Origin of the sequence: Methylobacterium brachiatum (genome assembly GCF_020523825.1) — a bacterium.
Taxonomy (GTDB): Bacteria; Pseudomonadota; Alphaproteobacteria; order Rhizobiales; family Beijerinckiaceae; genus Methylobacterium; species Methylobacterium brachiatum.
The window spans coordinates 22,977-46,204 of the sequence record NZ_JAJALK010000023.1; the positions used below are offsets into that span (position 1 = coordinate 22,977).

The window sequence follows — 23,228 nt, forward strand, 5'->3', positions numbered from 1 at the left end:
CCGTCTCAAGTTGGTCTAGCGCGGCGTCTCGAAAAGTGGTTTTCGGCTCTCGAGATGACCCAAGACCGAAACGCCGACGCTTCTCCATGACCCGGATCGCCATCGCCCCGTGACCGATCCCCTGGCCTTCCTCGCCGGCGGCGGCGAAGCCGCGCGGATGATCCGCGCGCGCGACTGGTCCGGCCATCCGCTCGGCCCGCCGGAGACCTGGCCGGCGGAGTTCCGGGCGGCCCTGTCGCTGGTGCTCAACTCGCCGGAATCGATGATCCTGGCCTGGGGCCCGGATCTCCATTTCTTCTTCAACGACACGTATGTCCCCCTGCTCGGGCCGCGGCTGCCCTGGGCCATGGGTGCGCGGTTCGACGAGGTCTGGGCCGACGGCTGGGCGCAGGCCAAGCCGATCATCGACGCCGCCATGGACGGTCGGCCCGAGCGGTTCACGGACCTGCCGTGGCGGCTCGATAGCGACCGGGGCGCCCGGGAGACGTGGTGGACCTTCTCGTATTCGCGGGTGCTCGACGCGGACGGCAAGGTCGCGGGCCTGTTCATCCTCACCAACGAGACCACGGGCCGGGTCCTGTCCGACGCCGCCCTCACGGACAGCCAGGCCCGGCTGGAGACGGCACTCGCCGAGCTGCGCGACCTCAACGCCTCGCTGGCCCGGCAGGTCGAGGAGCGCACCGCCGACCGCAACGCCCTGTGGACCCTCTCGTCCGACATGATGCTGCGCTGCCTGTTCGACGGGACGATCACCGCGGTGAACCCGGCCTGGACGGAGGTGCTGGGCTGGCGCGCCGACGAGCTCGTCGGCACGAACCTGATCGACTTCGTCCACCCGGACGATCTCGGCCGCACCGCCGAGGGCGGGCGCCAGCTCGCCGAGGGGCGCAGCCAGGCGCGCTTCGACAACCGCTACCGCCACCGGGACGGCAGCTACCGCTGGATCACCTGGGCGGCGCGGCCCGGGGAGACGGTGATCAACGCCGTCGGGCGCGACTTCACCGCGGAGCGCGAGCGCGCCGACGCCCTGGCGGCCGCCGAGGAGGCCCTGCGCCAGTCGCAGAAGATGGAGGCGGTCGGCCAGCTCACCGGCGGCATCGCCCACGATTTCAACAACCTGCTGGCCGGCATCTCGGGCTCGCTGGAGCTGATCCAGACCAGGCTGGCCCAGGGCCGGCTCAAGGATGTGGACCGCTACATCAACGCCGCCCAGGGTGCGTCGAAGCGCGCCGCCGCCCTGACGCACCGCCTGCTCGCCTTCTCCCGCCGGCAGACCCTCGACCCCAAGCCCACCGACGTGAACCGGCTGGTCGCTGGCCTGGAAGAGCTGATCCGGCGCACGGTCGGCCCGGCCGTGACGGTCGATGTGATCGCCGCCACGGGCCTGTGGCCGGCGCTGGTCGACCCGCCGCAGCTCGAGAACGCGCTGCTCAACCTGTGCATCAACGCCCGGGACGCGATGCCGGAGGGCGGGTCGATCATCATCGAGACCGCCAACACCGCGCTCGACGCGCGCGAGGCCCGGCAGCGCGACATGCCGCCGGGGCCGTATCTGCTGCTGCGCGTCACCGATACCGGCACCGGGATGGCGCCGGAGATCGTCGGCAAGGTGTTCGAGCCGTTCTTCACCACCAAGCCGCTCGGGCAGGGGACCGGCCTCGGCCTGTCGATGATCTACGGCTTCGCCCAGCAATCGGGCGGCCAGGTGCGGATCGTCTCGGAGCTCGGCCGGGGCACCAAGGTCTGCCTCTACCTGCCCCGCCATGGCGGCACCGTCGCGGAGGAGGATCCGCTGGCCGCCGCCGGGGCGCCCGCCCGGGCTGCGCCGGGGGAGACCGTGCTGGTGGTCGACGACGAGCCGACCGTGCGCATGCTGGTCACCGAGGTGCTGGAGGATCTGGGCTATACGGCGATCGAGGCCGCCGACAGCGTCGCCGGCCTCAAGGTGCTGCAATCCGACGTGCGCATCGACCTGCTGGTCAGCGATGTCGGGCTGCCCGGCGGCATGAACGGGCGGCAGATGGCCGAGGCCGGGCGGTCCACGCGCCCCGGCCTGAAGGTGCTGTTCATCACCGGCTACGCGGAGGCCGCCGTGCTCGGCAACGGCCAGCTCGACCCCGGCATGCAGGTGATCACCAAGCCGTTCGTGGTCGAGGTGCTGGGCGCGCGCATCCGCGAGATGATCGGGACGGCTTGACCCCGCCGCCGGTCCGGGCCTGAACAGAGCGCAAAGACACCAACCGGGAGGACAGGATGCGGGCGCTGCTGTGCACGAGGCTCGACGGGCCGGAGCATCTGGAGATCGTGGAGCGCCCCGATCCGGTGCCGGGCCTCGGGCAGGCCCTGGTGCGGATCCGCCTCGCCGCCCTCAACTTCTTCGACACGCTGATCGTGGCCGGGCGCTACCAGGTGAAGCCGCCGCTGCCGTTCTCGCCCGGGGGCGAGGGCGTCGGCGTGGTCGAGGCGCTGGGGGAGGGGGCTGCGGGCGTTTCCGTCGGCGACCGGGTCATCGTCCATGCCGGCTCCGGCTGCTGCGCCGAACGGATCGCTGTCGACGCCGCCAAGCTGACTCCGGTGCCGGAGGCCGTGCCGGACGCGCAGGCCGCGGGGCTCACCATCACGTACGGCACCTCGCTGCATGCGCTGGCCAACCGGGCGCGCATCCAGCCGGGCGAGTGGCTCGCCGTGCTCGGCGCCTCCGGGGGCGTCGGCCTCGCCGCGGTGGAGCTCGGACGGCTGATGGGGGCCCGGGTGATCGCCTGCGCCTCGTCGGAGGAGAAGCTCGCTGTCGCCCGCGCCCACGGCGCCGAGGCGACGCTGGTCTACGACCCCGCGACCCTCAAGGACGAGCTGCGCCGGATCAGCGGCGGCGGGGTCGATGTGGTCTACGATGCGGTCGGGGGCGATTATGCCGAGCCCGCTCTGCGGGCCCTGGCCTGGCGCGGCCGCTACCTCGTCATCGGCTTTGCCGCCGGCGGCATCCCGCGGTTGCCGCTCAACCTGATGCTCCTGAAGGAGCTCGACGTGCAGGGCGTCCATTGGGGCGCCTTCCTCGACCGCGAGCCGGAGGCGCACCGGGCCGACCAGCGCCGCCTGCTGGCCTGGGTCGCCGAGGGCAAGCTCACCGCGCAGGTCCACGGCACCTACGCGCTGGCCGATTTCCAGGAGGCCTTCGGGTTGCTCACCCGCCGGGCGGCGGTGGGCAAGGTGCTGTTGCAGCCCTGATCCGGCGGGGGCGTCGCCCCCGCTCCGGATGTCAGTCGAACGGCGCGAAAGATGTTCTGCGGTCTTCCGCGCCGATCCGCCGTATTTTTCAGATGGGGCGGTGAAATTTAAACTCTTTTTGTCATCCCGGCGCGCTAAGGTTCAATGCGGCGACGTGGGATGGAGGGTGGAATGCAGTGGGCGCGTAGTATTGCCATTCGATTATTTCTTGTATCGTTTGTTGGCTTTGTTCTTCTGATCGTCAATTCTCTGACCAATATTTTGAGCATTCACGACGTGCATGAGTCGGCCCGGGAGATGCGGGAGGTCTGGAACGTCAAGAATCACGAGCTGGACGATCTCCAGTTCCTGGCGCTCCGGTACCACACGACGACGATCCGCAAGGTGATCGCCGAGGACAGCGCCGAAAACCGCGACCTCGACGCCGAGTTCACCGAGATGGATGCGGCCATCCCCGAGAAGTTCAAGCAGTACCGGTCCCATCTCGGATCCGCCGACGAGACCGCCATGTGGAACGCCTTCGAGGCGCGGTGGCAGGCCTATCTCGCCGCCCGCGAACCCATCATGGCGGCGCTCAAGCGCGGTGACCGCAACGCCGCCCGCGACGCCATCGCGCCGGCCCGCATGCCCCTGGTCAACGTCTTCGGGGCGCTGTCGGACCTGGCCAAGGTCAATGCCGCGGGCACGCAGGCCGCGACGCGGCGCGCCGAGGACGCCTATACGACCGCCTGGACCGTGACGGCCGCCCTGCTGGTCGCCGGCCTGGCCGCGACGGCCGGAGCCCTCCTGCTGATCCTGCGCGGCGTCGCCCGCCCGATCCGGTCCATGACCGCGATCATGGCCAGGCTGGCGGCGCAGGACCTGTCCGTCGCCGTTCCCTATGCCGGGCGGCGGGACGAGATCGGCGCCATGGCGGCCTCCGTCCAGGTCTTCAAGGACGGCCTGATCCGGGCCCGCGCGCTGGAGGCGGAGACCACGCAGGCAAGGCAGGCTGCCGAGGAGCAGCGCAAGACCGGCATGCGCCAGATCGCGGACGCCTTCGAGGGCGCCGTGGGCGGCATCATCGGGACGGTGTCGGGGGCGGCGGCGGCTTTGCAGACCACCGCCACGACGATGACCAAAACCGCCTCCGGCACCGCCAGCCAATCCCTGCGGGTGGCGAGCGCGGCCCAGCTGGCCGCCGCCAACGTCAACACCGCGGCCTCGGCCGCCGAGGAACTCGAGACCTCCGTCCAGGAGATCGGCCGCCAGGTCTCGAACGCGGCGGCGCTGACCCAGGCCGCCGTCGAGGACGCGGCGTCGACGGCGCATCTGGTGCAGGAGCTGAGCGGCGCCGCCGCCCGGATCGGCGACGTCGTGACGATGATCACGACCATCGCCGGCCAGACCAACCTGCTGGCGCTCAACGCCACGATCGAGGCGGCGCGCGCCGGCGAGGCCGGCCGCGGCTTCGCCGTGGTCGCCGCCGAGGTGAAGGAGCTGGCGAGCCAGACCGCCAAGGCCACTGACGAGATCAGCGGCCATATCGGACGGATCCAGGCCTCCACCGACGACGCCGTGTCGGCGATCGGCCGGATCGGCGGGCGGATCCAGGAGATCAGCGCGGTGGCGACCCTGATCGCCGCCGCCGTCGAGGAGCAGGGGGCCGCGACCCAGGAGATCGCCCGCAACGTCACCGAGGCGGCCTCGAGCGCCGGCGAGGTGACGAGCAGCATCTCCGGGGTCGCAGACGCCGCCAACGAGACCGGGGCGGCGGCCGACCAGGTGCTCAGCTCGGCATCCGAGCTGTCGCTGCGCTCCGAGCATCTCCGGAGCGAGGTGACGCATTTCCTCGCGACGGTGCGCGCCGCCTAGAGCCGGTCCCCAGCGCGTTGCCATCGGGCTCGGCTCCGAGTCCGCGATCGCAACGCGCGCTCGCTTACGCCGAACCGGGACCCGCCCCGGCGGCCCGCGCTCTGAGCGGCCCCGTTCAGATCAGCTTGCGCGCCTTGGCCAGGCCGATGAGGTCGGCCTGGGGGCGCGCGCCGATATGCTGGATCACCTCGGCGGCCGCCAGCGCGCCGAGGCGGGCGCTGGTGACGTTGTCGAGGCCGCGGGCATGGCCGGCCAGGAACCCGGCCGCGAACAGGTCGCCGGCCCCGGTCGTGTCCAGCACCTCGCGGACCGGGCTCGCCTCCACCGACCGGACCTCGCCGCCCTGCACCACCAGGGCGCCTTCCGACGAGCGGGTGACCAGGCCGAGCAGGTGCCGGCCTCGGGCGTTGCGCTCGTCGCGGAGCGCGGCCACGGCGGCCTCGGGATCGTCGGTCTGGTAGAGGCTCTGCAGCTCGCCGATATTGGCGAACAGGATGTCGATGCTGCCGTCGCGCACCAGCCCCAGGAACTCGTCCCGGTAGCGGCCGACGCAGAACGCGTCCGACAGGGTCAGCGCCACCGCGTTGCCGGCCTGGTGGGCGATCTGGACCGCCTTGCGGAACGCGTCCTTGGCGGCGGGCGGGTCCCACAGATAGCCTTCGAGGTAGACCACCCGGGCCGAGGCCACGAGCGCCCGGTCCACGTCCTCGGGCTTCAGCCCCTGGCAGGCGCCGAGATAGGTGCTCATCGTGCGCTCGCCGTCCGGCGTCACCAGCACGAAGCAGCGGGCCGTGGCCGGCCCCTCGCTCGCCGCCGGCACCGTGAAGCCGACGCCCGTGGCCTTGAGGTCGTGGCCGAACAGGCCGCCGAGCTCGTCGTTCCGCACCTTGCCGACGAAGCCGGTCTTGGCGCCGAGCAGGGCCGCGCCCACCGCGGTGTTCGCCCCCGAGCCGCCCGAGACGATCGTGGCCGGGCCCATCGCGGCGAACAAAGCCTCCGCCCGCTCCTCGTCGATCAGCTGCATCGCGCCCTTGGTCACCCCCTGGGCGTCCAGGAAGGCGTCGTCCGTGCGGGCGATCACGTCGACGATGGCGTTGCCGAGCACGAGGAGATCGAGGGGTGTGGTCATCCGGGCGTCCTGATTCGCGGTTGCGCCGCTGTGACATCCGCCTCGGATCGGATCAAGCCGCGGGATCTGCGGGGGGCGGGAGATCGGCAAACAGCTCGGCGACGGACAGGCTCATTCCGGGTGGCGTCAGGTCGAGGGTGCCTTCGCTGGCGATGCGGGTCTCGATCAGCCCTTCGGTGCCGCGCGCATGGTGGATCACGAGGCGCTTGACCGGGTCGATCATCAGATAGTGCGCGACGCTGGCGACGCTGAAATAGCCGGAAAGCTTGCGGCCGGAATCAACCGCGACGGTGCTGGGCGACAAAACCTCGACGACAATGACGGGATTGGGGATCTCGGTCGCGTCCGGGTCCGCGCGCGCGCCGCAATAGACCAGGGCGTCGGGCTCGTGGACCGTCGTGTCATCGATGCGGACGCTCATTCCATCCGGTAGCGCGCGACAGGGAAACTGAGTCCGGTTCAGGGCGGATCGGAGCGCGAGGTAGGCCGAAGCCTTGACCTCCGCGTGCCGCACCCGCTCCGGCGACATCGCGAAAACCTCGCCGTCGACCAACTCGTAGCGCCCTGGCTGGCCCTCGGCCCAGACCAGAAACTCGTCGACCGTCATCCGGGGTTTCGGCTGCGCGACCATGTCGTCAGACTAGCACGATTCGCATGCGTGCGGACCGCGCCTCACCCCGCGATCTTCTCCAAGGCCACATCCCGGGTGCGGGGCCCGAGGAACCCGACGAGCGACCCGGCCGCCAGCATCGCGGCGGAGATGAACAGGAATACCCCCGGGGTGCCGGCCTCGCGCAGCACGAAGGCGATGACGAACCCCGTAAAAATCGCGGAGAAGCGGCTCCAGGAATAGACGAAGCCCACCGCCCGGGCCCGGATGCCGGTGGGGAACAGCTCGGCCTGGTAGGCGTGGAAGCTGTAGGACATCACGTTGGAGGCCAGCGTCAGGCCGATCCCGAGCGCGACGATCACCGGCACGTCCCGGGTCTGCGCGAAGGCCAGACCGCAGGCGATGTAGACCAGCGCGGCGGCGACGATGACATGCTTGCGCTCGAACCGGTCGGCGATGGCGAGCCCGATCAGCGGGCCCACCGGGGCGGCCAGCGCGATCAGCGCCGTGTAGGCGAGGCTCGACGTGATGGTGATGCCCTGCGCCACCAGCAGCGTCGGCACCCAGTTGGCGAAGCCGTAGAAGCCCACCGTCTGGAAGACGTTGAAGCCGGCCATCATCAGCGCCCGGCGGCGATAGGGCGGCACCCAAAGGTCGCCGTAGGCGCCGCGCCGCTGCACCAGCTCCGGTGCTGCGGGCGGCGGCAGGGGGCGGCCGTATTCGGCGGCGACCCGGCCCTCGAGGCGCCGCAGGACCGCGTCGGCCTCCGCGAGCCGCCCGCGCTCGACCAGCCAGCGCGGGCTCTCCGGCAGGCCGGCGCGCAGCCACCAGACCCCGATTGCCGCGGTGGCGCCGATCAGCACGACCCAGCGCCAGCCATCGATGCCCAGCGGCGCCGTCGGGATCAGCAGGTAGGACAGGAAGGCCACCACCGGCACGGCGGTGAAGCCGATCCCCTGGCACAGGGCGAAGGCGCGGCCGCGGATCCCCTTCGGCACCAGCTCCGAGAGGTAGCTGCCGATGGTCACCATCTCGAGGCCGAGCCCGATGCCGGCGATCAGCCGCCAGAGATTGAGCCCGAACGCGTCGGTCTGGCAGGCCATCACCACGTTGGCGGCCGTGTAGGACAGGAGCGACCAGGTGAAGATCGCCCGGCGGCCGAACCGGTCGGCGAGCCAGCCGCAGATCAGGGTGCCGATGAACAGCCCCGTGAACAGGGCCGCCACGAAGCTCGCCACGCCGCTGGCGCCGAACAGCCCGGGCGTGGTCGGCGTGAGGATCCCGGCCTTCACGAGGCCCGGGGCGACGTAGCCGGTGAACAGCAGGTCGTACAGCTCGAAGAAGAAGCCGAGGCCGAGCAACGCCACGAGGCGCCAGATCGTCCGCGTCGGCGGCAGGCGGTCGAGGCGGGCCAGGATGGCACCGGGCTCCAGGGCGGGTCCGTCAGGCTGCACGATCCGTGTCGTCGCCATCCGCCCGCGCCTCCCGTACCCAGCTGTGTCGCTTATGTGCTCGCCACTGCCTTGGAACTGTCACGCCTGCAAGGGTTCGTTGGTGCACAGGCAGGGCGAGCGTGTCCGCGCCAAGCCGGGATTGGCCGTTTCGACGGGCGAGGGGCATCCCGGATAGCATACGATGCGTTCCTCGAAGATCGTGGGCGGTGGCCGTTCGCCGGATGACGTTGCCTCGGCGTTTCGAGGCGACGGCGAGATCCGAAAGGCTCTGCTGCGCAACTGCTCCCTCGCGACACGGGACCCGTCCGAGGGCGGGTCTGGGCGCAACCGGAGCCGCTTCGACCCAAAACCCTCATCCTGAGGTGCCGAAGCGAAGCGAAGGCCTCGAAGGAGGCCTCCAGGGATCGCGCGGCCGGCTTGAGGGCTCCTTCGAGGCCTCTTCGCGGCCCCTCAGGATGAGGGGATCTGTGGGATAGGCCCTTTGGCTTGGCGGAGCCCTCCGCGTGGATCTCGCAGAGACGGCGGCGCGCTGAAGCCAGCGAATCTCAGGCCCCGAACACCGACCAGCCCATCCGCTGGGTCAGGCGCTCCAGCGCGACGCGGCCGAGATGGGAATTGCCCGCCGCGTCGAGGCCGGGCGACCAGACCGCGATCGAGGCCTTGCCGGGCGCCACCGCCAGGATGGCCCCGCCGACGCCGCTCTTGCCCGGCAGGCCGACCCGGTAGGCGAACTCGCCCGAGCCGTCATAGTGGCCGCAGGTCAGCATGATCGCGTTGATGCGGCGCGCCCGCTCGGCCGAGACGACATTGTGGCCGGTCGACGGGTTGCGGCCGTTATGGGCCAGGAACCGCCCCGCCATGGCGAGCTGCCGGCAATTCATCGCGATGGCGCAATGGTGGAAGTAGACGCCGAGCGTGTAATCCACCGGGTTCTCGATGACGCCGAACGATTTCATGTAGTTGGCGAGCGCGGTGTTGCGGAAGCCCGTGCGCTTCTCCGAGGCCGCCACCCGCTCGTCGATGGTGATGGTCGGGTCCTGGGCCAGGAACTGTAGGAAGCGCAGGATCTCGCCCAGCGCCTCCCGCGGCTCGTGGCCCGAGAGGATCAGGTCGGTCACCGCGATCGCGCCGGCGTTGATGAACGGGTTGCGCGGCACCCCGCACTCGCGCTCCAGCTGGACGATCGAGTTGAACGGGTTGCCCGAGGGCTCGCGCCCGACCCGCTTCCACAGCCGGTCGCCCGCCATGCCGAGCGCCAGGGTGAGCGTGAACACCTTCGACACGCTCTGTATCGAGAACGGCGTCTCGCTGTCGCCGCCGGTCGTGACCCGGCCGTCGGCATCGATCACCGCGATGCCGAACTGGTTCGGGTCGACCCGGGCCAGTTCGGGGATGTAGTCGGCCACCGCGCCCCGGTCGGAGCGCTGCGCCATCTCCGCCGCGATCTCCCGGATGACGCTGTCGAGGTCGGGCACGGCCGGGTTCCCCGGAGCGCCGCCCTCAGGCGGCGGCCAGGGACATCGACATCGATTCCTTCTTCATCAGCTCGCGGAAGAAGCCGTCGAGATGGGTCAGGTTGTCGGGCGAGCCGTCTTGGATGATGCGGCCGCCTTCCAGCACGACGATCCGGTCGAAGTCCTGGAGCGTCGAGAGGCGGTGGGCGATCGCGATGACGGTGCGGCCCTTCATCAGGTTGGCGAGCGCCTGGCGGATCGCCTGCTCGGATTCCGCGTCGAGCGCCGAGGTCGCCTCGTCGAGCAGCAGGATCGGCGAGTTCTTCAGGATCGCCCGGGCGATGGCGATGCGCTGGCGCTGGCCGCCCGAGAGCTTCACGCCGCGGTCGCCGACCATCGTGTCGAAGCCCTCCGGCAGGGCCTGGATGAACTCGGTGCAGCGCGCCGCCTCGGCGGCCTGCCAGACCTCCTCGTCGGTGGCGTCGGGCCGGCCGTAGCGGATGTTCTCGCGCAGGGAGCGGTGGAACATCGACACGTCCTGAGGCACGACCGTGATCGCCTCGCGCAGGGATTCCTGGGTGACGCGCTCGATGTTCTGGCCGTTGATCCGGATCTCGCCGCTCTTCACGTCGTAGAAGCGCTGCAGCAGCGAGAACAGGGTCGACTTGCCGCCGCCGGACTTGCCGACGAGGCCGACCTTCTGGCCCGGCTCGATCACCAGATCGAAATCGGTGAAGACCGGGCGCCCGTCCGGGTAGTTGAAGGCGACGTGGTCGAACTCGATCTTGGCGCCCTGTCCGGTCAGCGGCTTGGCCTCCGGATGGTCGACGAGGTCGTGCGGCTGGAGCAGGGTGTGCAGGGCCTCGGCGAGGCGGGCGGTGTGCTGGGTCGCGTCGACCAGGGCCACCGCGAGGTCGCGGGTGGCCGCCAGGATGCGGATGCCGAGCGTGCAGACCAGCACGACCTGGCCGTTGGTCGCCTGCCCGGCCTCCCACATCTGGATCGCCCAGTAGAGCAGGCCGAACACCGCCAGCACGGTGAGCACCGCGTGCACGATGCGCAGCTTCTCGAGGTAGAGCAGCGACGAGCGCCGGGCGCGCATCTCCGTGGCGATCGTGCCCTCGAAGCGCTGGCCCTCGCGCTTGAAGCCCGAGAAGGCGCGCACGAGGGACATGTTGCCGACGAGATCGACCATCTCGCCGTCCACCGAGGCCGCCTTGGCGGCGAAGTCGTGGTGCAGCGGCTTGCCGGCTGCGGCCATCTTGAACATCAGCACGACCACGGCGGCGAAGACGCCGGCCAGGATCGCCGCCATGGTGGTGTTGACCGTGGCGATGTAGGCGATCGACCCGAAGGCCGCGACCGTCGGCGGCATCACGTTGAACACGAACATGTTCTCGACCGTGAAGATCGCGTTCGAGGTCGCCGTGATGCGCGAGGCCAGGGTGCCCGGCTGCCGGTCGGAGAAGAAGGTCGGGGAATGGCCGGTCATGTGCCGGAACAGGTCCCGGCGAATGTCGCCGGTCACGCCCACGAAGGTGAAGGCCCCGGTCAGCGCCGCCACGCGCCAGAGCATGTTGTCGGCCGCGATGAAGCCGATCAGGACCGCGAGCGCCCCCCAGACCACGGTGTTGCCCGGACCCGGACCCTTGGTCAGCGCGTCGACCACGCCCTTGAGGGCGTAATCGGTCGAGACCGAGAACCCGACCGCGCCGAGCACGGAGATCAGGATCACAAGGTGGGGCACCCAGCGGCGCCGGAGGTATCGCCCGACAAAGGCGAAGGGCCTCTCAGCGTATTGGTGCAGCTCTTCCATCGCGGTGACCATTCCGTATTCACGCGGCACTGGCTGGTGCGGGCTGAGGCGGAGTGCAACGCGGGCGCAGTCGGACCCGCAGCGGCAACGCGACAGCGTTGCCATATGTTGCACCGGCCCGCACCTCCCGCGCGCTTTTATCTGTCAAACCTGAACGCCGCTTGAGCGGCGCGGATACACGCAAGCGAATCTGGTGCCGCGGATCACGCCTCCTCCGCGGGCTGGCGCGTCTCGGGCATGATCAGCGCCACCAGCATGAAGGCCGCGAAGCCCATCAGGGCCAGCCCCAGGAAGGCGCTGTGGCTGCCCAGGCGGTCGGCCATGATGCCGGCGAGCGACGTCGACAGGGCAGCGCCCACGCCCATCGCGGTGCCGACCGCGCCGAGCGCGAGGTTGAAACGCCCCGTACCCCGGGTGAGATCCGAGACCACGAGCGGAACCATCACGCCGAGCACCGAGGCGGAGATCCCGTCGAGCACCTGGATGGCGACGAGGCCGTAGGGGTTGGTGGTGTATGCGAGCATCAGCCCGCGCACCGGCAGGGCGCCGAAGCCGAGGAGCAGCACCGGGTAGCGGCCGAACCGCTCGGCCGCCCGGCCGACCGCGGGGGCGCTCACCGCGAGCACCGCCTGCGGGACCATGATGCAGGCGGCGATGAGCGCGGTGGCGGTCTCGCTCGCCCGCAGGGTCAGCACGCTGCCCACCAGCGGCAGCATCGCGGCGTTGGCGAGGAAGAACAGGACCATGCAGGCCGAGAAGCACAGGAGCCCGCGATTGGTCAGCAGCGCCCGGACCCCGTCCTTGCCGGAGGCGCGCGGCGCCTGCGCCGGAGCGGCCGGCTCCTGGAACACGTTGGCGTCGATCTCCTGGGCGCGGATGCGGCTGAGCGCGATGATCGTCGGCACCACCAGGGCCGCGGTCAGGTAGAAGACGGCGCCGTTCGAGAGGTAGTAGCCGATGGCGCCCATGCCGGCGGCGCCGAGCGCGTTGCCGACCGCCGCGAAGCTCGCGTTGCGGCCGAGGCGCTCGCCCGCCCGGGCCCGGCCGACCAGCCCGATGCTGATCGCCGCGATCGCCGGGGTCAGCACGCAGCTCGCGCCCGAATGGACCGCCATCGCCAGCAGCACCACCGGGAAGCTCGGCCAGACCGCCAGCGCGAAGGCGCTGCCCGAGATGCCGATCACCGCCACCGCGGCAGCGAAGCGCTTCGAGCGCACCACGTCCACGAAAGCGCCGCCGGGCACCTGACCGAGCAGGGCGACGAGGCTGCCCACGGTGAGGGCGAAGCCGATATCGGATTGGGTCCACTTCGCCTGCGAGAAGTAGACGGCCAGGAACGGCCCGAACCCGGTCTGCAGGTTGGCTACGAAGAACGCGAAGGCGTCGAGCCCGTGGCGGCTCACCGCCGACACCGTTCGGTCCACCGGCGCCGCCTCCGCGGCTGCGCGCGAGGGCTCGCGCGCGACCTCGGCCGACTGATCCTTCAGGCGGACGGGCCGCGACCGCGGGTCCTGACGGGACACCTCGCGCTCGCGGGGGGAAACGGCGGGTCTGGCCTTCAACCGGGCCACCGTCACTTGTCCGGGGCCTTTTCAGGAGGGGTGGCGGGGGGCGGCGCGGCCGGAGCCGGCGCGGAGGGCGCGGTCGCGGCGGCGGGCGCCGTCGGCGGAGCGGCCGGGGCGGCGGCTGTCGGCGCGGGCGCGGCTGGGCCGGCGGGCGGCGCCGCACTCGTCGCCTGGTCGCCGTCGGGCGGGGGCGCGGCCGGGCTCGCCGGGCCGAGCACGACGATCGGCTCGCCGGCCTTGTATTCGGGCGACACGCGGACCTGGTTGCGGGTCAGCGCGACCGAGAGCTTGCGCTCCTTGTTGCCGTCGGGGGTGAAGCGCAGGGCGCGCCAATCCACGGCGATCTTGCGGGTGCCGACGCCGAGGAAGCCGCCGAAATCGATGATCGCCGCCCGGGGATGCCCGTCCTTGTCGATGATGATGTCGATGACGCGACCCAGCTCGTCGCCGCCGGCGCTGCGCACACTGCGGCCAAGCAGGCTCTCGTAATCCTGGGTGTCGAGGACCGTCGCCGGGGTCCCCTGCTGTTGTTGCTGCGCGGCGTTCGCCGGGGCCGCCGGCGTGGCGGGGGCGGGGGGCGTCGCGGGCGCGGTTCCCGTGGTCGCGGCCGGGGCCGGCGGCGCGGCGGGCGGGCTCGGCGGCGAGGCCTGGGGCGGGGCTTGGCCGGATGCACCATCGCCCGGGCTGGACGGGGCCTGCGCCGCAACGCCGGACGCCCACAGGGCGAGCGTCACGGCCGCGATCATCCGGGAGGTTCTGAACACGCTACATCCTCTGAGGAAGGGCCGGGCCGAGCCGACGCGCCGGCACGACCGCGACCGTATCGGCCGGATTCGGGCCCGCCGCCGGCGCGACCCCGCCTGCGGAGAGCATCCTGTCGCAGGACCTGGGCGAAGTTATGGATCGTCGCGGCCGGGCCGCAAGTTCCGCGCCGCAGAGGGGGTGTCTGGTTTTCGCCGCAACCCCAGCGTAGACAGCGGACCAGAAACCCATGCGAGCCGCGCAGACCCTTGCGGCCCCTTGCGAGGACTACACGATGTCGACCCTCACCTCGTCGGGACGCGCCGCGGCGCGCAGCCTCGCGCTCGGCGCCGCCCTGGTCGGCCTGGTGGCCGGCTGTCAGGCGCTCGGCGGCGGGGGCGGCGTGATGCCGGCCTCGGATGTCGGGCTGCCGCCGTCGCTGCGCGGGTCCCTGCCCAACCGCGAGCCGCGCAACGCCGCGGTCGATCCCGACGGCCAGCCGCTCCAGACCACCCCGACGAAGCAGCTCGCGATCCCCAGGAGCGCCGGCGGCGCGACGCAATCGGCCAGCGCCGCCGAGCGTCGGATCCGGCGCGAGGATATCGAGGGCGGCAACGCGTCGAGCGGCTCCGGCAGCAGCTCGATGGGCCCGATGCTCTCGCCCGGCGGCAGCGTCGGCCTCGGCGGGAAGTTCTAAGGGCGGGCGCGGGGCGGGCAAACCGGCGGCGCTTTCCCTCCCCGCGGGGGGGAGGGAGGCGCGCCCGGGGGTAGCCGCAGCGCTCATCCGGCAGCGATGCGCGAACGCCCGGCATCTGCTGAGAGGTCGCGCCGGTCGCCCGCGCCACCCGGCTCACAGGGTCGGCGCGCGCACCCCGTAATAATCCTCGATCTTCCCGCGGTAGTTCGGGTCGGCGAAGGCGTCCTCGCCCGGGCCGTGGCTCGGGGCGCCGGCGAGGTTGCCCGGATCGATGTCGACCACGTAGCCGCCGAGTTCGGTGCTGTAGGTCAACGCCTTCCAGGGCAGGGGGTGATGGTTCTCGCCGAGGCCGAGGAAGCCCCCGAAGGCCAGGACCGCGTAGGCGACCTGGCCGGTGACCTTATCCACCATGAAGTTGTACACGGCCCCGAGGTGCTTCCCCTCACGATCGTAGACCGCCGTGCCCTCGACCTTGTTCGAGGCGATCAGGCGGGCGGTCTCGTCGATGGCGATACCCTCGCCGGTGGGATCGAGCTCCAGGGTGCCCGTCTTTCTCACGGTGCGCTCGGTGGGCAGATCCGTCGGCATGGTGACTCCCGGGTTACGCAGACCGGGCCGGACGTTCCCCCGGCCCTGGTGACTAAACGCCGGGGCGGGAGCGGGTTCCGGTCGCCCTAAAGATCCGCGAGCATCCCGGCATTGGCCCGGCGCTGGTTGATCCGGTCCCGCACCGAGCGGCTCGCCAGCAGCATCTCGAAGCCGAAGGCGATGAGCGCGCAGAGCGTGCACAGGATCGCGGCCCCGAACAGGCCGAACAGCAGGCTCGCCACGGTGCTGTCGCGCAGGGCGCCGACGAACAGCGTCAGAACGGAGCCGCAGGTCGCCACGCCCCCGAGGGCGGCCAGGAACACCGCCGCATCCAGCGCAAGAGAGCGCGTGTGCAGCCGGTCGAGGCGCTGGCCCAGGACGATGCGCTCGGCCTCGCCGGCCCCGGCCAGCAGCGTCGAGACGCGCTCGGCCTGATCGGCGACCCGGGCGAGCCGGGCGCCGAACACGTTGAGCAGCGTCGCCAGGCCGGACAGCAGGAAGACCGGGCTCAGCGCCACCTGGACGACGTGCGCGGTGCTTTCCAGGGTGGTGGAGGTGATGGGATCGATCATGCTCGCGGGCAGATGCACCGGACGGCGCGGCGCGGCAATCCCGGACGCTTTCAGACCAGCCCGCGGGGCGGTTCGAGGCCGGACGCGGCCGGTTCGGCCCGGACACTCAGACCAAGACCGAGCACGAGCCCGGTGGCGAGCAACAGCGCGAGCGCGAGGACCGGGGTAAACATGACTGTATTTCTCGCGCGCCACCGTTAAGATCAGGTTTCGCGCGCGCAAGGCCGACGGAATGTTCTGCGCGGCGGTGCAGATCGGCCGGTTCGGGTGTGGATTTCCGCGCGTGCCCTGTGGATGAGGGGCCCGCGAAGGCGATTTCCCCTTGGAACGGCGGCAGCACCGCTTAGTTGCTGCTATGCTGGCTCGGCCGTGGGGCGCTCATGCCCCGGCCTGCGGCCCGAGAACCGGAGGAAGTTTATGGCCACGAAGACCGAGAAGGCTGCGCCGAAGGCGGCCAAGACCACGAAGGCTGACGAGCCGAAGGCCGCCAAGGCCGCGCCCGCGAAGGCTGCCAAGCCTGCCGCCACCAAGGCCGCCGGTGCGAAGCCGAACGCCCTGCAGCAGCCGCTGAAGCCGTCGGCGGATCTCGGCGCGATCGTCGGCACCAACCCGCTGCCGCGCGGCGAGGTGGTCAGTAAGGTGTGGGACTACATCAAGAAGCACAACCTGCAGAACCCCGAGAACAAGCGCGAGATCCTCGCCGACGACAAGCTCAAGAAGGTCTTCGGTAAGGACAAGTGCTCCATGTTCGAGATGAACAAGCATCTCGCGGCTCACCTGAAGTCTTGATCGGCTAAGCCCGTGTCCGGCGCTTACGCCGGACCGGTGGCGCGCGATCAAACGGGGCCGGACGGCCCCGAGCCGATGACCGTTTCGCCCGAGGCGGTCTACGCGAGACCTTGCAGGACACCGCCATCCACCCGCAGCGCAGCGCCCGTCGTGGCGCTCGCTGCTGGGCTGCAGAGATAGGCGACGAGGCTCGCCACCTCCTCCACCGTCGCGAGACGCTTGATCAGCGACGACGGGCGATGCTCGGCCACGAAGGCCCGGCCCATCGCGTCGAGGTCGGCATCCTTCGCCCCTCCGGCCATCTGCGTCATGAATTCCGCGACGCCCTCCGACAGGGTCGGCCCGGGCAGCACGCTGTTGACCGTCACGCCGGTGCCGGCCACCGTCTGGGCGAGGCCGCGCGAGATCGCCAGCTGTGCGGTCTTGGTCATCCCGTAATGGACCATCTCGGTCGGCGTGTTGATGCCGGACTCGCTCGAGATGAAGATCACGCGGCCCCAGCCGCGCTCGGCCATGGCCGGCGCGTAGGCGCGGGACAGGCGCACGCCGCTCATCACGTTCACGTCGTAGAAGCGCTGCCAATCCGCGTCCGGGATCTCGAAGAACGGCTTCGGTTCGAAGATCCCGGTGTTGTTGACCAGGATGTCCACCGCCGGCAGGGCCCGGGTCAGGGCATCGACCCCCTCCGCGCTGGCGACGTCGCCCGGCGCCGCGAAGACCCGGCCGGCCTTTGTCTCGGCGCGCAGCCGGGTCAGCGCCGCCTCGACGCGCTCGGCGGTGCGGCCGTTGATGCCGACCTCGGCGCCGAGGTCGCAGAGTTCCTTGGCGATGGCGTAGCCGATGCCGCCGGTCGAGCCGGTGACGAGGGCCTTCTTGCCGGTGAGGTCGAGATCCATGGACGGAGGCTCCGGGGCTGGGAACGCGGGATTGTGGATCTCCGGCCAACGCGCGCCGGGCCGGTCGGTGGCATGCCGGGCCCGCCTAACCGCCCTTACCCCGCCGCAGGACGCTGGCGCAGCCGCCGATCGTGGCGAGCGCCACCGCGCAGACGAGGGACCAGGTGACGGCCCGTTCGGCGCCCAGCCCGTGGGTCAGCCCGAAGATCACCGCCACGAGGGCGGCGCCGAGCGATTGTCCGGTGAGCCGGGCCGTCGATTGCATCCCGCTGGCGCCGCCGGCGCGCTCCCGCGGCGCCGAGGTGACGATTACCTTGTTGTTGGGCGACTGGAACAGGCCGAAGCCGAGCCCGCACAGGGTCAGGCGCCAGACGATGTCGATGGTGGCGGGCGCCTCGGGCAGGAGCGTCACGCAGACGAGGCCGGCAGCCAGCATCGCCAACCCGATGCCGCCCAACAGCCCCGGCGGGTAGCGGTCGGCCAGGCGCCCCGAGATCGGCGCCATCGCGGCCACCGCGATCGGCCAGGGGGTCAGCAGGAAGCCGGTCTGGGTGCTGGAAAGGTGCAGCACGTCCTGGAAGTAGAACGGCAGCGCGACGTAGGACACCATCTGGGCGCAGAACGAGGCCACCGAGGTCGCCATTGACAGGGCGAAGGCGGGGATCCGCAGCAGGTCCACCGGCAGGAGCGGGGCGGGCAGCCGGATCTGGCGGCGCACGAAGACCGTGCCGATCACCAGGGCGCCGACGAGCTCCGCGACGGCGATCGCCCGGCCCTCGGGGTCGCCGAGCCCGTCGATGCCGATGATCAGCAGGCCGAAGGTCAGCGCGTTGAGGACCGCGCTCACCAGGTCGAAGCGCCGCCCGCTCGCCGGGGTCGCCGGCAGGGTGCGCGTGGCCACCGCCAGGGCGAGCAGCCCCACCGGGACGTTGACCAGGAACAGCCAGGGCCAGCTCGCCACCGACAGGATCGCGGCCGCCACGGTCGGCCCCGCCGCCGAGGCCACCGCCACCACCAGGGCGACGTTGGCGACCCCCTGTCCGATCATGCGGTGCGGGTAGATGAACCGGACGAAGCCGATATTCACGCTCATGATCGCCGCGGCGCCGAGCCCCTGGACGATCCGCCCAACGATCAGGAGCGGCAGGCTCGGCGCCAGCGCGCAGGCGAGCGAGGCCGCCACGAACAGAGCGAGCCCCGGCAGGTAGACCCGGCGGAAGCCGAAGATGTCGCCGAGCGACGCGAACGGTAGGAGGCTCGCCGTCACGGCGATCTGGTAGGCGTTGACCACGAAGATCGCGTCGGCGGGCTTCACCGCGAGGTCCTTGGCCATCACGGGCAGCGCCACGTTGACGATCGCCCCGTCGAGCACCGCCATGGTCATGGCCAGCCCGATCGCCGCCATCGCCAGGACCCGCTCCCGCGGCGGCAGGCCGTCATGCTGGGCGGGGACGCCTGTACCGGCCGGGACCTGCGCCATGCGCGCGCTCCTGCGGCGTCCCGGAGGGCCGGCGACGTCGATTGCGTGGGGAGACCCGGGCGCTGATGCACCGCGGATGCCGGTTCCCTCTCGCGCAGCCGCGGCACAGCGTCGAGGGCTGCGGCGTGTCCTATGTCACGGCGCGGACGGGATTGTTCGTCAGGCCAGCATGTAGGTGAGCAATGAGCGGAGCTGGGCGGGCTTGACCGGCTTGTGGACCAGCTCGGCGCCGGCCTCCGCCACCCGCGCCTCGATCGCTTCGGAATGGTCGGCGGTGGTGACGATCGCGGGGAGCGGACGCGTAGATCGGCCGCGCAGATAGGCGGCGACGTCGAGCCCGCAAACGCCGTCGTCGAGATGGTAGTCCAGCACCAGGATGTCGGGCAGCGCGGCCCCGGCATCGATCGCCCCGCGCACGCCGGCGAGATCGCGGAATGTCGAGACCCGGGCATCCCAGTTCTGCAGCAGGCGCGCCATGGCGTCGGCCGTGGCGGCATCGTTCTCGACCACGAGGACATGGGCGCCCGAGAGCCGGGTCGCCACCGGCACCGGGGGCGCCGTGGCAGCCGGAATCGAGCTCATCGGCAGGCCCAGCGTCACCCGGGTGCCGTGGCCGGGCCGGGATGCGAGGGTGAGGGGATGGTCCAGCGCCTGGGCCATCCGGCGGACGATCGACAGGCCGAGGCCGAGGCCCGGCTCCTCCGCGCTGCTCGTCCGGGCGCCGCCCCGGAAGAACTCCTCGAAGACCAGGTCGCGCTCCTCGGCGGCGATGCCGCAGCCGGTATCGGTCACGTCGATCCGCACCCCGCTGGCGCGCCGGCGCGCCGCCAGCACGATGCCGCCGGTGGCGGTGTAGCGGATGGCATTCGAGACCAGGTTCTGGAGGATGCGCTGAAGCAGCATCACGTCGCTGGTGACGGTCAGCTCCGGGCAGCGCACCGCGAGCCGCAGGCCCTTGCGCTCGGCGAAGGGCTTGAACCTCTCCGCCAGCTCGGCCAGCAGGTCGGGCAGGAAGACCGCCTGCAGCTGCGGCCGGACGATGCCGGCATCGAGCTTGGAGATGTCCAGGAGCGTCTTGATCAGGTCCTCGATGGTCTGGAGACCCCGCTCGACCTGGCCCGTGATGGCGCGCGCCTCGGGCGGCAGCGGCAGGTCGTCCAGCGCCGAGATCGACAGGCGGGCGGCGTTGACCGGCTGCAGCAGGTCGTGGCTCGCCGCCGCCAGGAAGCGGGTCTTGGAGCGGTTGGCGGTCTCGGCCTCCTCCTTGGCCGCCGCCAGCGCCGCGTTCGAGCGCTCCAGCCGGTGCATCAGCCCGGTCAGCTCCTCGGTGCGGGTGCGGACGCGCCCCTCCAGCATGATCGCGGTCTGGAACAGCGAGTAGGCGCTGCCGCGCTGATCCATGCTGCGCTCGACATGGGACATCAGCGCGGCGTTGATCCGCTCCAGCTTCTCGATCCGCCGGCGCAGGGACGCGTCGGTCTCGAGCCCGGACGGGTGCAGGGTCATGGCGCGGCCGGGGCGTCGCCGGCGCCGTCGCGCGCGTTCAGCCCCTTGCCGATGGCGATGCCGGTGAAGGTCTGGTTCAGGTGCATGGCCCGGTACTGCTCGCCGAAGGTCTCGAAGCCGACGACGTTGTAGCGGCGGTAGAGGTCGGCGATGCCGTGGCCCACCTGACGGCTCTCGGCATCGAGCCGGCGCAGCACGCATTCGAAGCCGATGATCAGGTCGACGCCGCCCAGCGCCGTGTCGAGCCGCGTCAGCTCGGCCCGGGTTGAGGTGACGATGTCGCGCGGCTCGGCCAGCGTCAGCACCACGCCCTCGTCGATGGCGCAGAAGAAGCTCAGCGACCCGTCCGGGTTCACGCGGCGGATCGAGCGGCAGAAATACTCGCCCCCGACCTTCACGGCGAGCGGGTAGGCCGCGAAGCTCATCGGCGACAGGCCCTCGGGGTCGAGGCCGATCGCCATCGCGTATTCCCGCGCCGCCGGCTCGGCGTTGAGCTCGTGGACGGTGCGGCGCTCGCTGTCCGAGGCGGTGACCACGAACTTGGTCTGGGTCGGCTCGAAATTGTCGCTCTTGAAGATCTCGAACGGCCAATCGGTCTCGACCAGCACCAGCACCGCCGCCTTGCGGTGGATCCGGCCGCCATGCAGCAGCACCGCGTCGCGGAAGCGCAAATCGTCGCCGGCCGAGCCGCCGACGATCGGGATGCCGTCGAGGGCCCAGGCGATGGCCGAGACGACGGTCTCCTCCGCGTTGGCGAGCCCGTCGATCAGCGACAGCGCGAAGCGGCCGCCGGCCGCCGGCGCCTCGGCCTCGCGGCAGGCGCCGGGGGGATCGAGGGTCCGGCGCAGGGCGCGCACGGAAGAGGCGGTGCGCTCGACATCGAGCTGGTCGATGGCGGCGAGCACGGTCGAGACGATGCGGAAGCGCTCGGCCGGGAACGCGATGACCACGAGGCCCCGGTCGAGGCCGCCGGACGGCGCGATGCCGCCCGACATCGAGCAGCCCGCGACCGGCACGCCCGGAAACCGGGCCTCCAGGGCGGCGGCCAGGATCTCGGGATCGTAATCGGCCGAGAAGAACGCGACGACCTGGGACAGGGAAGGGGTACCGATCGCCCGCGCGACCTCACCGACCGCGGCGTCCGGCGATGCCGCCTCCGACCAGGCGGTCCAGATGCCGCACAGATGGCGGCGCACTCCCGGTCCTTGAGCCACGTTCCATCCCCTGGTGTCCCCTCGGCGCACTTTCCGCGCGCTCTTCAGAGTCTTAACGGGAGTATGTCGTGCACAACCGATCTGCGCAACGGGGCGTCGTGGGGCGCCCCGACCGGAACAATGCCGAGGGCGGACGTCCGCTGCAGGGCCTGGATTCCGATCGGCGGATCTGATCGGATCCGCCCGCCGGACCGGCGTCCGCTTCGGCGGCGGGCGTGCGCGAGCCGGGAGCGCGGCGGAGGCCTACTTGGTCCCGTCCTTGGTCCCGTCCGCCTTCGACGCCTCCATGACGAGCCGGGTGGCGAGATAGAGACGGGGCGTGATGCTCGCCAGCACCGCGAACTCGTCGGCGCTGTGGTAGCGTCCGCCGACGATGCCGAGGGATTCCAGGATCGCCGGTTTACCCGGGCTGTCCGGCTGGAAGGCGTAGCCCGCATCCGTGCCGCCCCCGATCTCGGCAAGCTTCAGATCGGCGCCCAGCTCCGCGTAGATCGCGCGGGCACGCGCGCCGAGGTCCTGCGTGGCCGGGTTGCGCGGCAGCGGCGGCCGGCCCTTGGCGAGGTCGAAGCGCACCTCGGTGTCCGGCACGCGGTGCCGCTCGATGATCGTCCGGGCCTGGGCCAGGACGCGGTCATACTCGCTCGGCACGAAGTAGCGCATGTCGCCCTCCGCCTTCGCCGCGTCCGGGATGATGTTCGGCTTCGTGCCGCCCTGGACGATGGTCCAGTGCAGGCTCGTGCCCTTGTCGGCGTCGCCCAGATCCTGGAGCTGCAGGATCTGGTGGGCGATCTCCACGACGGCGTTGCGCCCGGCCTCCGGCGCCCCGCCGGCATGCGAGGCGCGGCCCTTCACCGTCAGGCTCGCGTAGTTGATGCCCTTGGTCGCCACCGTGACCGCATCCACGCCCGCCTCATCGAAGGAGGGTTCGAACGAGAGGACGACGTCCTGCCCCCGCGCGACCTTGCCGATCTCGGCCCGGGAGCCGGGCGACCCGCGCTCCTCGTCGGGATTGAACACGACCGTGAGGGTGCCGTAGCCGTCGAAATGCAGGGCGTTCAGCGCGGCCACGGTGTGCAGGACCATCGCAACGCCGCCCTTCGCGTCGGCGACGCCCGGGCCGTAGGCGCGGCCGTCGCGCTCGGTGTACGGCCGCTTGGCGGCGTCGCCCTCGCCGAACACGGTGTCGTAATGCACCAGCATCATGATCCGGCGCTGGCCCTTGCCCGGCTTGGTCGCGACCAGGGTGTTGCCGCCCAGCGCCGGGGCGGGACGGGCCTCCACCGAGAAGCCCAGCCCCTCGAGCAGCCCCCGCAGGGTCGCCTCGACCTTCCCGAGGCCCGGCACCTGACCGGTGCCGGTATCGACGTCGACCAAGCCCTTCAGCGTCTCGCGATACGGCTCGTTCTGGGCCTTCACCGCCGCGTAGACGGCCTCGTCCGGCGCCGAAAGCGCGGGGCGGGGCATCAGGGCGAGGAACAGGGTGAGGATGAGGGGGGCGGTCGCGCGCACGGACACTCCTTACCGGCTGTCAAGCGACGGCGACTTAGCACGGCCGACCCGGCACGCAACGCCAACCGCCCCCAGGGCGATGCGCGGGCGCGAGCGCTCCTCGCGAGGCGCCCCGTCATCGGGCGGATT

At 71.3% G+C, this 23,228-nt stretch carries 20 protein-coding genes; 5 read left to right on the top strand and 15 right to left on the bottom strand.

What is annotated here, in order from left to right; translation table 11 throughout:
- Nucleotides 1-109 precede the first annotated feature (109 nt).
- The 3 genes from LGR69_RS28785 to LGR69_RS28795 all read left to right on the top strand — a co-directional run bounded on the left by LGR69_RS28785 (nt 110) and on the right by LGR69_RS28795 (nt 5,079).
- Complete coding sequence (locus tag LGR69_RS28785; protein ID WP_230368188.1) at nt 110-2,197, top strand: hybrid sensor histidine kinase/response regulator; 2,088 nt, start codon at nt 110-112, stop codon at nt 2,195-2,197.
- 56 nt (nt 2,198-2,253) lie between these two features.
- Entirely contained in the window at nt 2,254-3,225 is a 972-nt protein-coding gene (locus LGR69_RS28790) for an NADPH:quinone oxidoreductase family protein (protein ID WP_122161386.1), read from the top strand.
- 171 nt (nt 3,226-3,396) lie between these two features.
- On the top strand, nt 3,397-5,079 hold the full coding sequence (locus LGR69_RS28795; protein ID WP_230368189.1) for a methyl-accepting chemotaxis protein: 1,683 nt from the start codon (nt 3,397-3,399) through the stop codon (nt 5,077-5,079).
- Nucleotides 5,080-5,194: 115 nt separating this feature from the next.
- Here the strand turns inward: LGR69_RS28795 and LGR69_RS28800 are convergent, their stop codons facing one another.
- The 7 genes from LGR69_RS28800 to LGR69_RS28830 form a co-directional block, all read right to left on the bottom strand.
- Nucleotides 5,195-6,208 (bottom strand): adenosine kinase, encoded by a 1,014-nt coding sequence (locus LGR69_RS28800; RefSeq protein WP_122161384.1) that lies wholly within the window; start codon nt 6,206-6,208, stop codon nt 5,195-5,197.
- 52 nt (nt 6,209-6,260) lie between these two features.
- Nucleotides 6,261-6,815, bottom strand: coding sequence for a Uma2 family endonuclease (locus LGR69_RS28805; RefSeq protein ID WP_230368190.1), 555 nt, complete (start codon nt 6,813-6,815; stop codon nt 6,261-6,263).
- Between the two features lie 65 nt (nt 6,816-6,880).
- Nucleotides 6,881-8,290, bottom strand: a complete 1,410-nt coding sequence (locus LGR69_RS28810) for an MFS transporter (RefSeq protein ID WP_122161382.1) — start codon at nt 8,288-8,290, stop codon at nt 6,881-6,883.
- Between the two features lie 527 nt (nt 8,291-8,817).
- Entirely contained in the window at nt 8,818-9,747 is a 930-nt protein-coding gene (locus tag LGR69_RS28815) for a glutaminase (protein ID WP_007558718.1), read from the bottom strand.
- A 25-nt stretch (nt 9,748-9,772) separates the two neighbouring features.
- Nucleotides 9,773-11,542 (bottom strand): ABC transporter ATP-binding protein, encoded by a 1,770-nt coding sequence (locus LGR69_RS28820; RefSeq protein ID WP_039902032.1) that lies wholly within the window; start codon nt 11,540-11,542, stop codon nt 9,773-9,775.
- A gap of 203 nt (nt 11,543-11,745) precedes the next feature.
- A complete protein-coding gene (locus tag LGR69_RS28825; RefSeq protein ID WP_091863929.1) occupies nt 11,746-13,119 on the bottom strand; it encodes an MFS transporter in 1,374 nt (457 codons plus the stop codon).
- Nucleotides 13,116-13,853 (bottom strand): PRC-barrel domain-containing protein, encoded by a 738-nt coding sequence (locus tag LGR69_RS28830; protein WP_230368223.1) that lies wholly within the window; start codon nt 13,851-13,853, stop codon nt 13,116-13,118. The genes LGR69_RS28825 and LGR69_RS28830 overlap by 4 nt, the downstream gene beginning before the upstream one ends.
- Nucleotides 13,854-14,143: 290 nt before the next feature.
- On the opposite strand from LGR69_RS28830, the gene LGR69_RS28835 reads away from it, so the two are divergent.
- Nucleotides 14,144-14,545, top strand: a complete 402-nt coding sequence (locus tag LGR69_RS28835; RefSeq protein WP_039904165.1) for a hypothetical protein — start codon at nt 14,144-14,146, stop codon at nt 14,543-14,545.
- Nucleotides 14,546-14,698: 153 nt separating this feature from the next.
- Here the strand turns inward: LGR69_RS28835 and LGR69_RS28840 are convergent, their stop codons facing one another.
- The 3 genes from LGR69_RS28840 to LGR69_RS31945 all read right to left on the bottom strand — a co-directional run bounded on the left by LGR69_RS28840 (nt 14,699) and on the right by LGR69_RS31945 (nt 15,878).
- Nucleotides 14,699-15,133, bottom strand: coding sequence for a PRC-barrel domain-containing protein (locus tag LGR69_RS28840; protein ID WP_007567993.1), 435 nt, complete (start codon nt 15,131-15,133; stop codon nt 14,699-14,701).
- A gap of 86 nt (nt 15,134-15,219) precedes the next feature.
- The gene (locus tag LGR69_RS28845) at nt 15,220-15,705 is read right to left on the bottom strand and encodes a DUF2721 domain-containing protein (RefSeq protein WP_007567991.1); all 486 of its coding nucleotides are present in this window, start codon (nt 15,703-15,705) and stop codon (nt 15,220-15,222) included.
- Nucleotides 15,706-15,755: 50 nt separating this feature from the next.
- Nucleotides 15,756-15,878 carry a hypothetical protein gene (locus tag LGR69_RS31945; protein ID WP_007567989.1) on the bottom strand — a complete coding sequence of 41 codons (123 nt, stop codon included), beginning with the start codon at nt 15,876-15,878 and terminating at the stop codon, nt 15,756-15,758.
- Between the two features lie 244 nt (nt 15,879-16,122).
- Between LGR69_RS31945 and LGR69_RS28850 the strand changes: the two genes are divergently transcribed.
- The gene (locus LGR69_RS28850; RefSeq protein ID WP_007567987.1) at nt 16,123-16,494 is read left to right on the top strand and encodes an SWIB/MDM2 domain-containing protein; all 372 of its coding nucleotides are present in this window, start codon (nt 16,123-16,125) and stop codon (nt 16,492-16,494) included.
- A gap of 98 nt (nt 16,495-16,592) precedes the next feature.
- Here the strand turns inward: LGR69_RS28850 and LGR69_RS28855 are convergent, their stop codons facing one another.
- The 5 genes from LGR69_RS28855 to LGR69_RS28875 form a co-directional block, all read right to left on the bottom strand.
- Nucleotides 16,593-17,390 carry an SDR family NAD(P)-dependent oxidoreductase gene (locus LGR69_RS28855; protein ID WP_230368191.1) on the bottom strand — a complete coding sequence of 266 codons (798 nt, stop codon included), beginning with the start codon at nt 17,388-17,390 and terminating at the stop codon, nt 16,593-16,595.
- An 85-nt stretch (nt 17,391-17,475) separates the two neighbouring features.
- Complete coding sequence (locus LGR69_RS28860; RefSeq protein ID WP_122161376.1) at nt 17,476-18,870, bottom strand: MFS transporter; 1,395 nt, start codon at nt 18,868-18,870, stop codon at nt 17,476-17,478.
- 159 nt (nt 18,871-19,029) lie between these two features.
- Nucleotides 19,030-20,376 carry an ATP-binding response regulator gene (locus LGR69_RS28865; RefSeq protein WP_230368192.1) on the bottom strand — a complete coding sequence of 449 codons (1,347 nt, stop codon included), beginning with the start codon at nt 20,374-20,376 and terminating at the stop codon, nt 19,030-19,032.
- Nucleotides 20,373-21,572, bottom strand: coding sequence for an FIST signal transduction protein (locus tag LGR69_RS28870; RefSeq protein WP_230368193.1), 1,200 nt, complete (start codon nt 21,570-21,572; stop codon nt 20,373-20,375). Before LGR69_RS28870 ends, LGR69_RS28865 begins: the two co-directional genes overlap by 4 nt.
- A gap of 261 nt (nt 21,573-21,833) precedes the next feature.
- Nucleotides 21,834-23,099, bottom strand: a complete 1,266-nt coding sequence (locus LGR69_RS28875) for a glutamate carboxypeptidase (protein WP_230368194.1) — start codon at nt 23,097-23,099, stop codon at nt 21,834-21,836.
- Nucleotides 23,100-23,228 lie beyond the last annotated feature (129 nt).

Excerpts from the sequence above, each read along its gene's own strand:
- LGR69_RS28790 (WP_122161386.1), top strand. The coding sequence starts at position 2,254 with ATGCGGGCGCTGCTGTGCACGAGGCTCGACGGGCCGGAGCATCTGGAG.
- LGR69_RS28795 (WP_230368189.1), top strand. The coding sequence starts at position 3,397 with ATGCAGTGGGCGCGTAGTATTGCCATTCGATTATTTCTTGTATCGTTT.
- LGR69_RS28800 (WP_122161384.1), bottom strand. The coding sequence starts at position 6,208 with ATGACCACACCCCTCGATCTCCTCGTGCTCGGCAACGCCATCGTCGAC.
- LGR69_RS28805 (WP_230368190.1), bottom strand. The coding sequence starts at position 6,815 with ATGACGGTCGACGAGTTTCTGGTCTGGGCCGAGGGCCAGCCAGGGCGC.
- LGR69_RS28810 (WP_122161382.1), bottom strand. The coding sequence starts at position 8,290 with ATGGCGACGACACGGATCGTGCAGCCTGACGGACCCGCCCTGGAGCCC.
- LGR69_RS28820 (WP_039902032.1), bottom strand. The coding sequence starts at position 11,542 with ATGGAAGAGCTGCACCAATACGCTGAGAGGCCCTTCGCCTTTGTCGGG.
- LGR69_RS28830 (WP_230368223.1), bottom strand. The coding sequence starts at position 13,853 with ATGATCGCGGCCGTGACGCTCGCCCTGTGGGCGTCCGGCGTTGCGGCG.
- LGR69_RS28835 (WP_039904165.1), top strand. The coding sequence starts at position 14,144 with ATGTCGACCCTCACCTCGTCGGGACGCGCCGCGGCGCGCAGCCTCGCG.
- LGR69_RS28840 (WP_007567993.1), bottom strand. The coding sequence starts at position 15,133 with ATGCCGACGGATCTGCCCACCGAGCGCACCGTGAGAAAGACGGGCACC.
- LGR69_RS28845 (WP_007567991.1), bottom strand. The coding sequence starts at position 15,705 with ATGATCGATCCCATCACCTCCACCACCCTGGAAAGCACCGCGCACGTC.
- LGR69_RS31945 (WP_007567989.1), bottom strand. The coding sequence starts at position 15,878 with ATGTTTACCCCGGTCCTCGCGCTCGCGCTGTTGCTCGCCACCGGGCTC.
- LGR69_RS28850 (WP_007567987.1), top strand. The coding sequence starts at position 16,123 with ATGGCCACGAAGACCGAGAAGGCTGCGCCGAAGGCGGCCAAGACCACG.
- LGR69_RS28855 (WP_230368191.1), bottom strand. The coding sequence starts at position 17,390 with ATGGATCTCGACCTCACCGGCAAGAAGGCCCTCGTCACCGGCTCGACC.
- LGR69_RS28860 (WP_122161376.1), bottom strand. The coding sequence starts at position 18,870 with ATGGCGCAGGTCCCGGCCGGTACAGGCGTCCCCGCCCAGCATGACGGC.
- LGR69_RS28865 (WP_230368192.1), bottom strand. The coding sequence starts at position 20,376 with ATGACCCTGCACCCGTCCGGGCTCGAGACCGACGCGTCCCTGCGCCGG.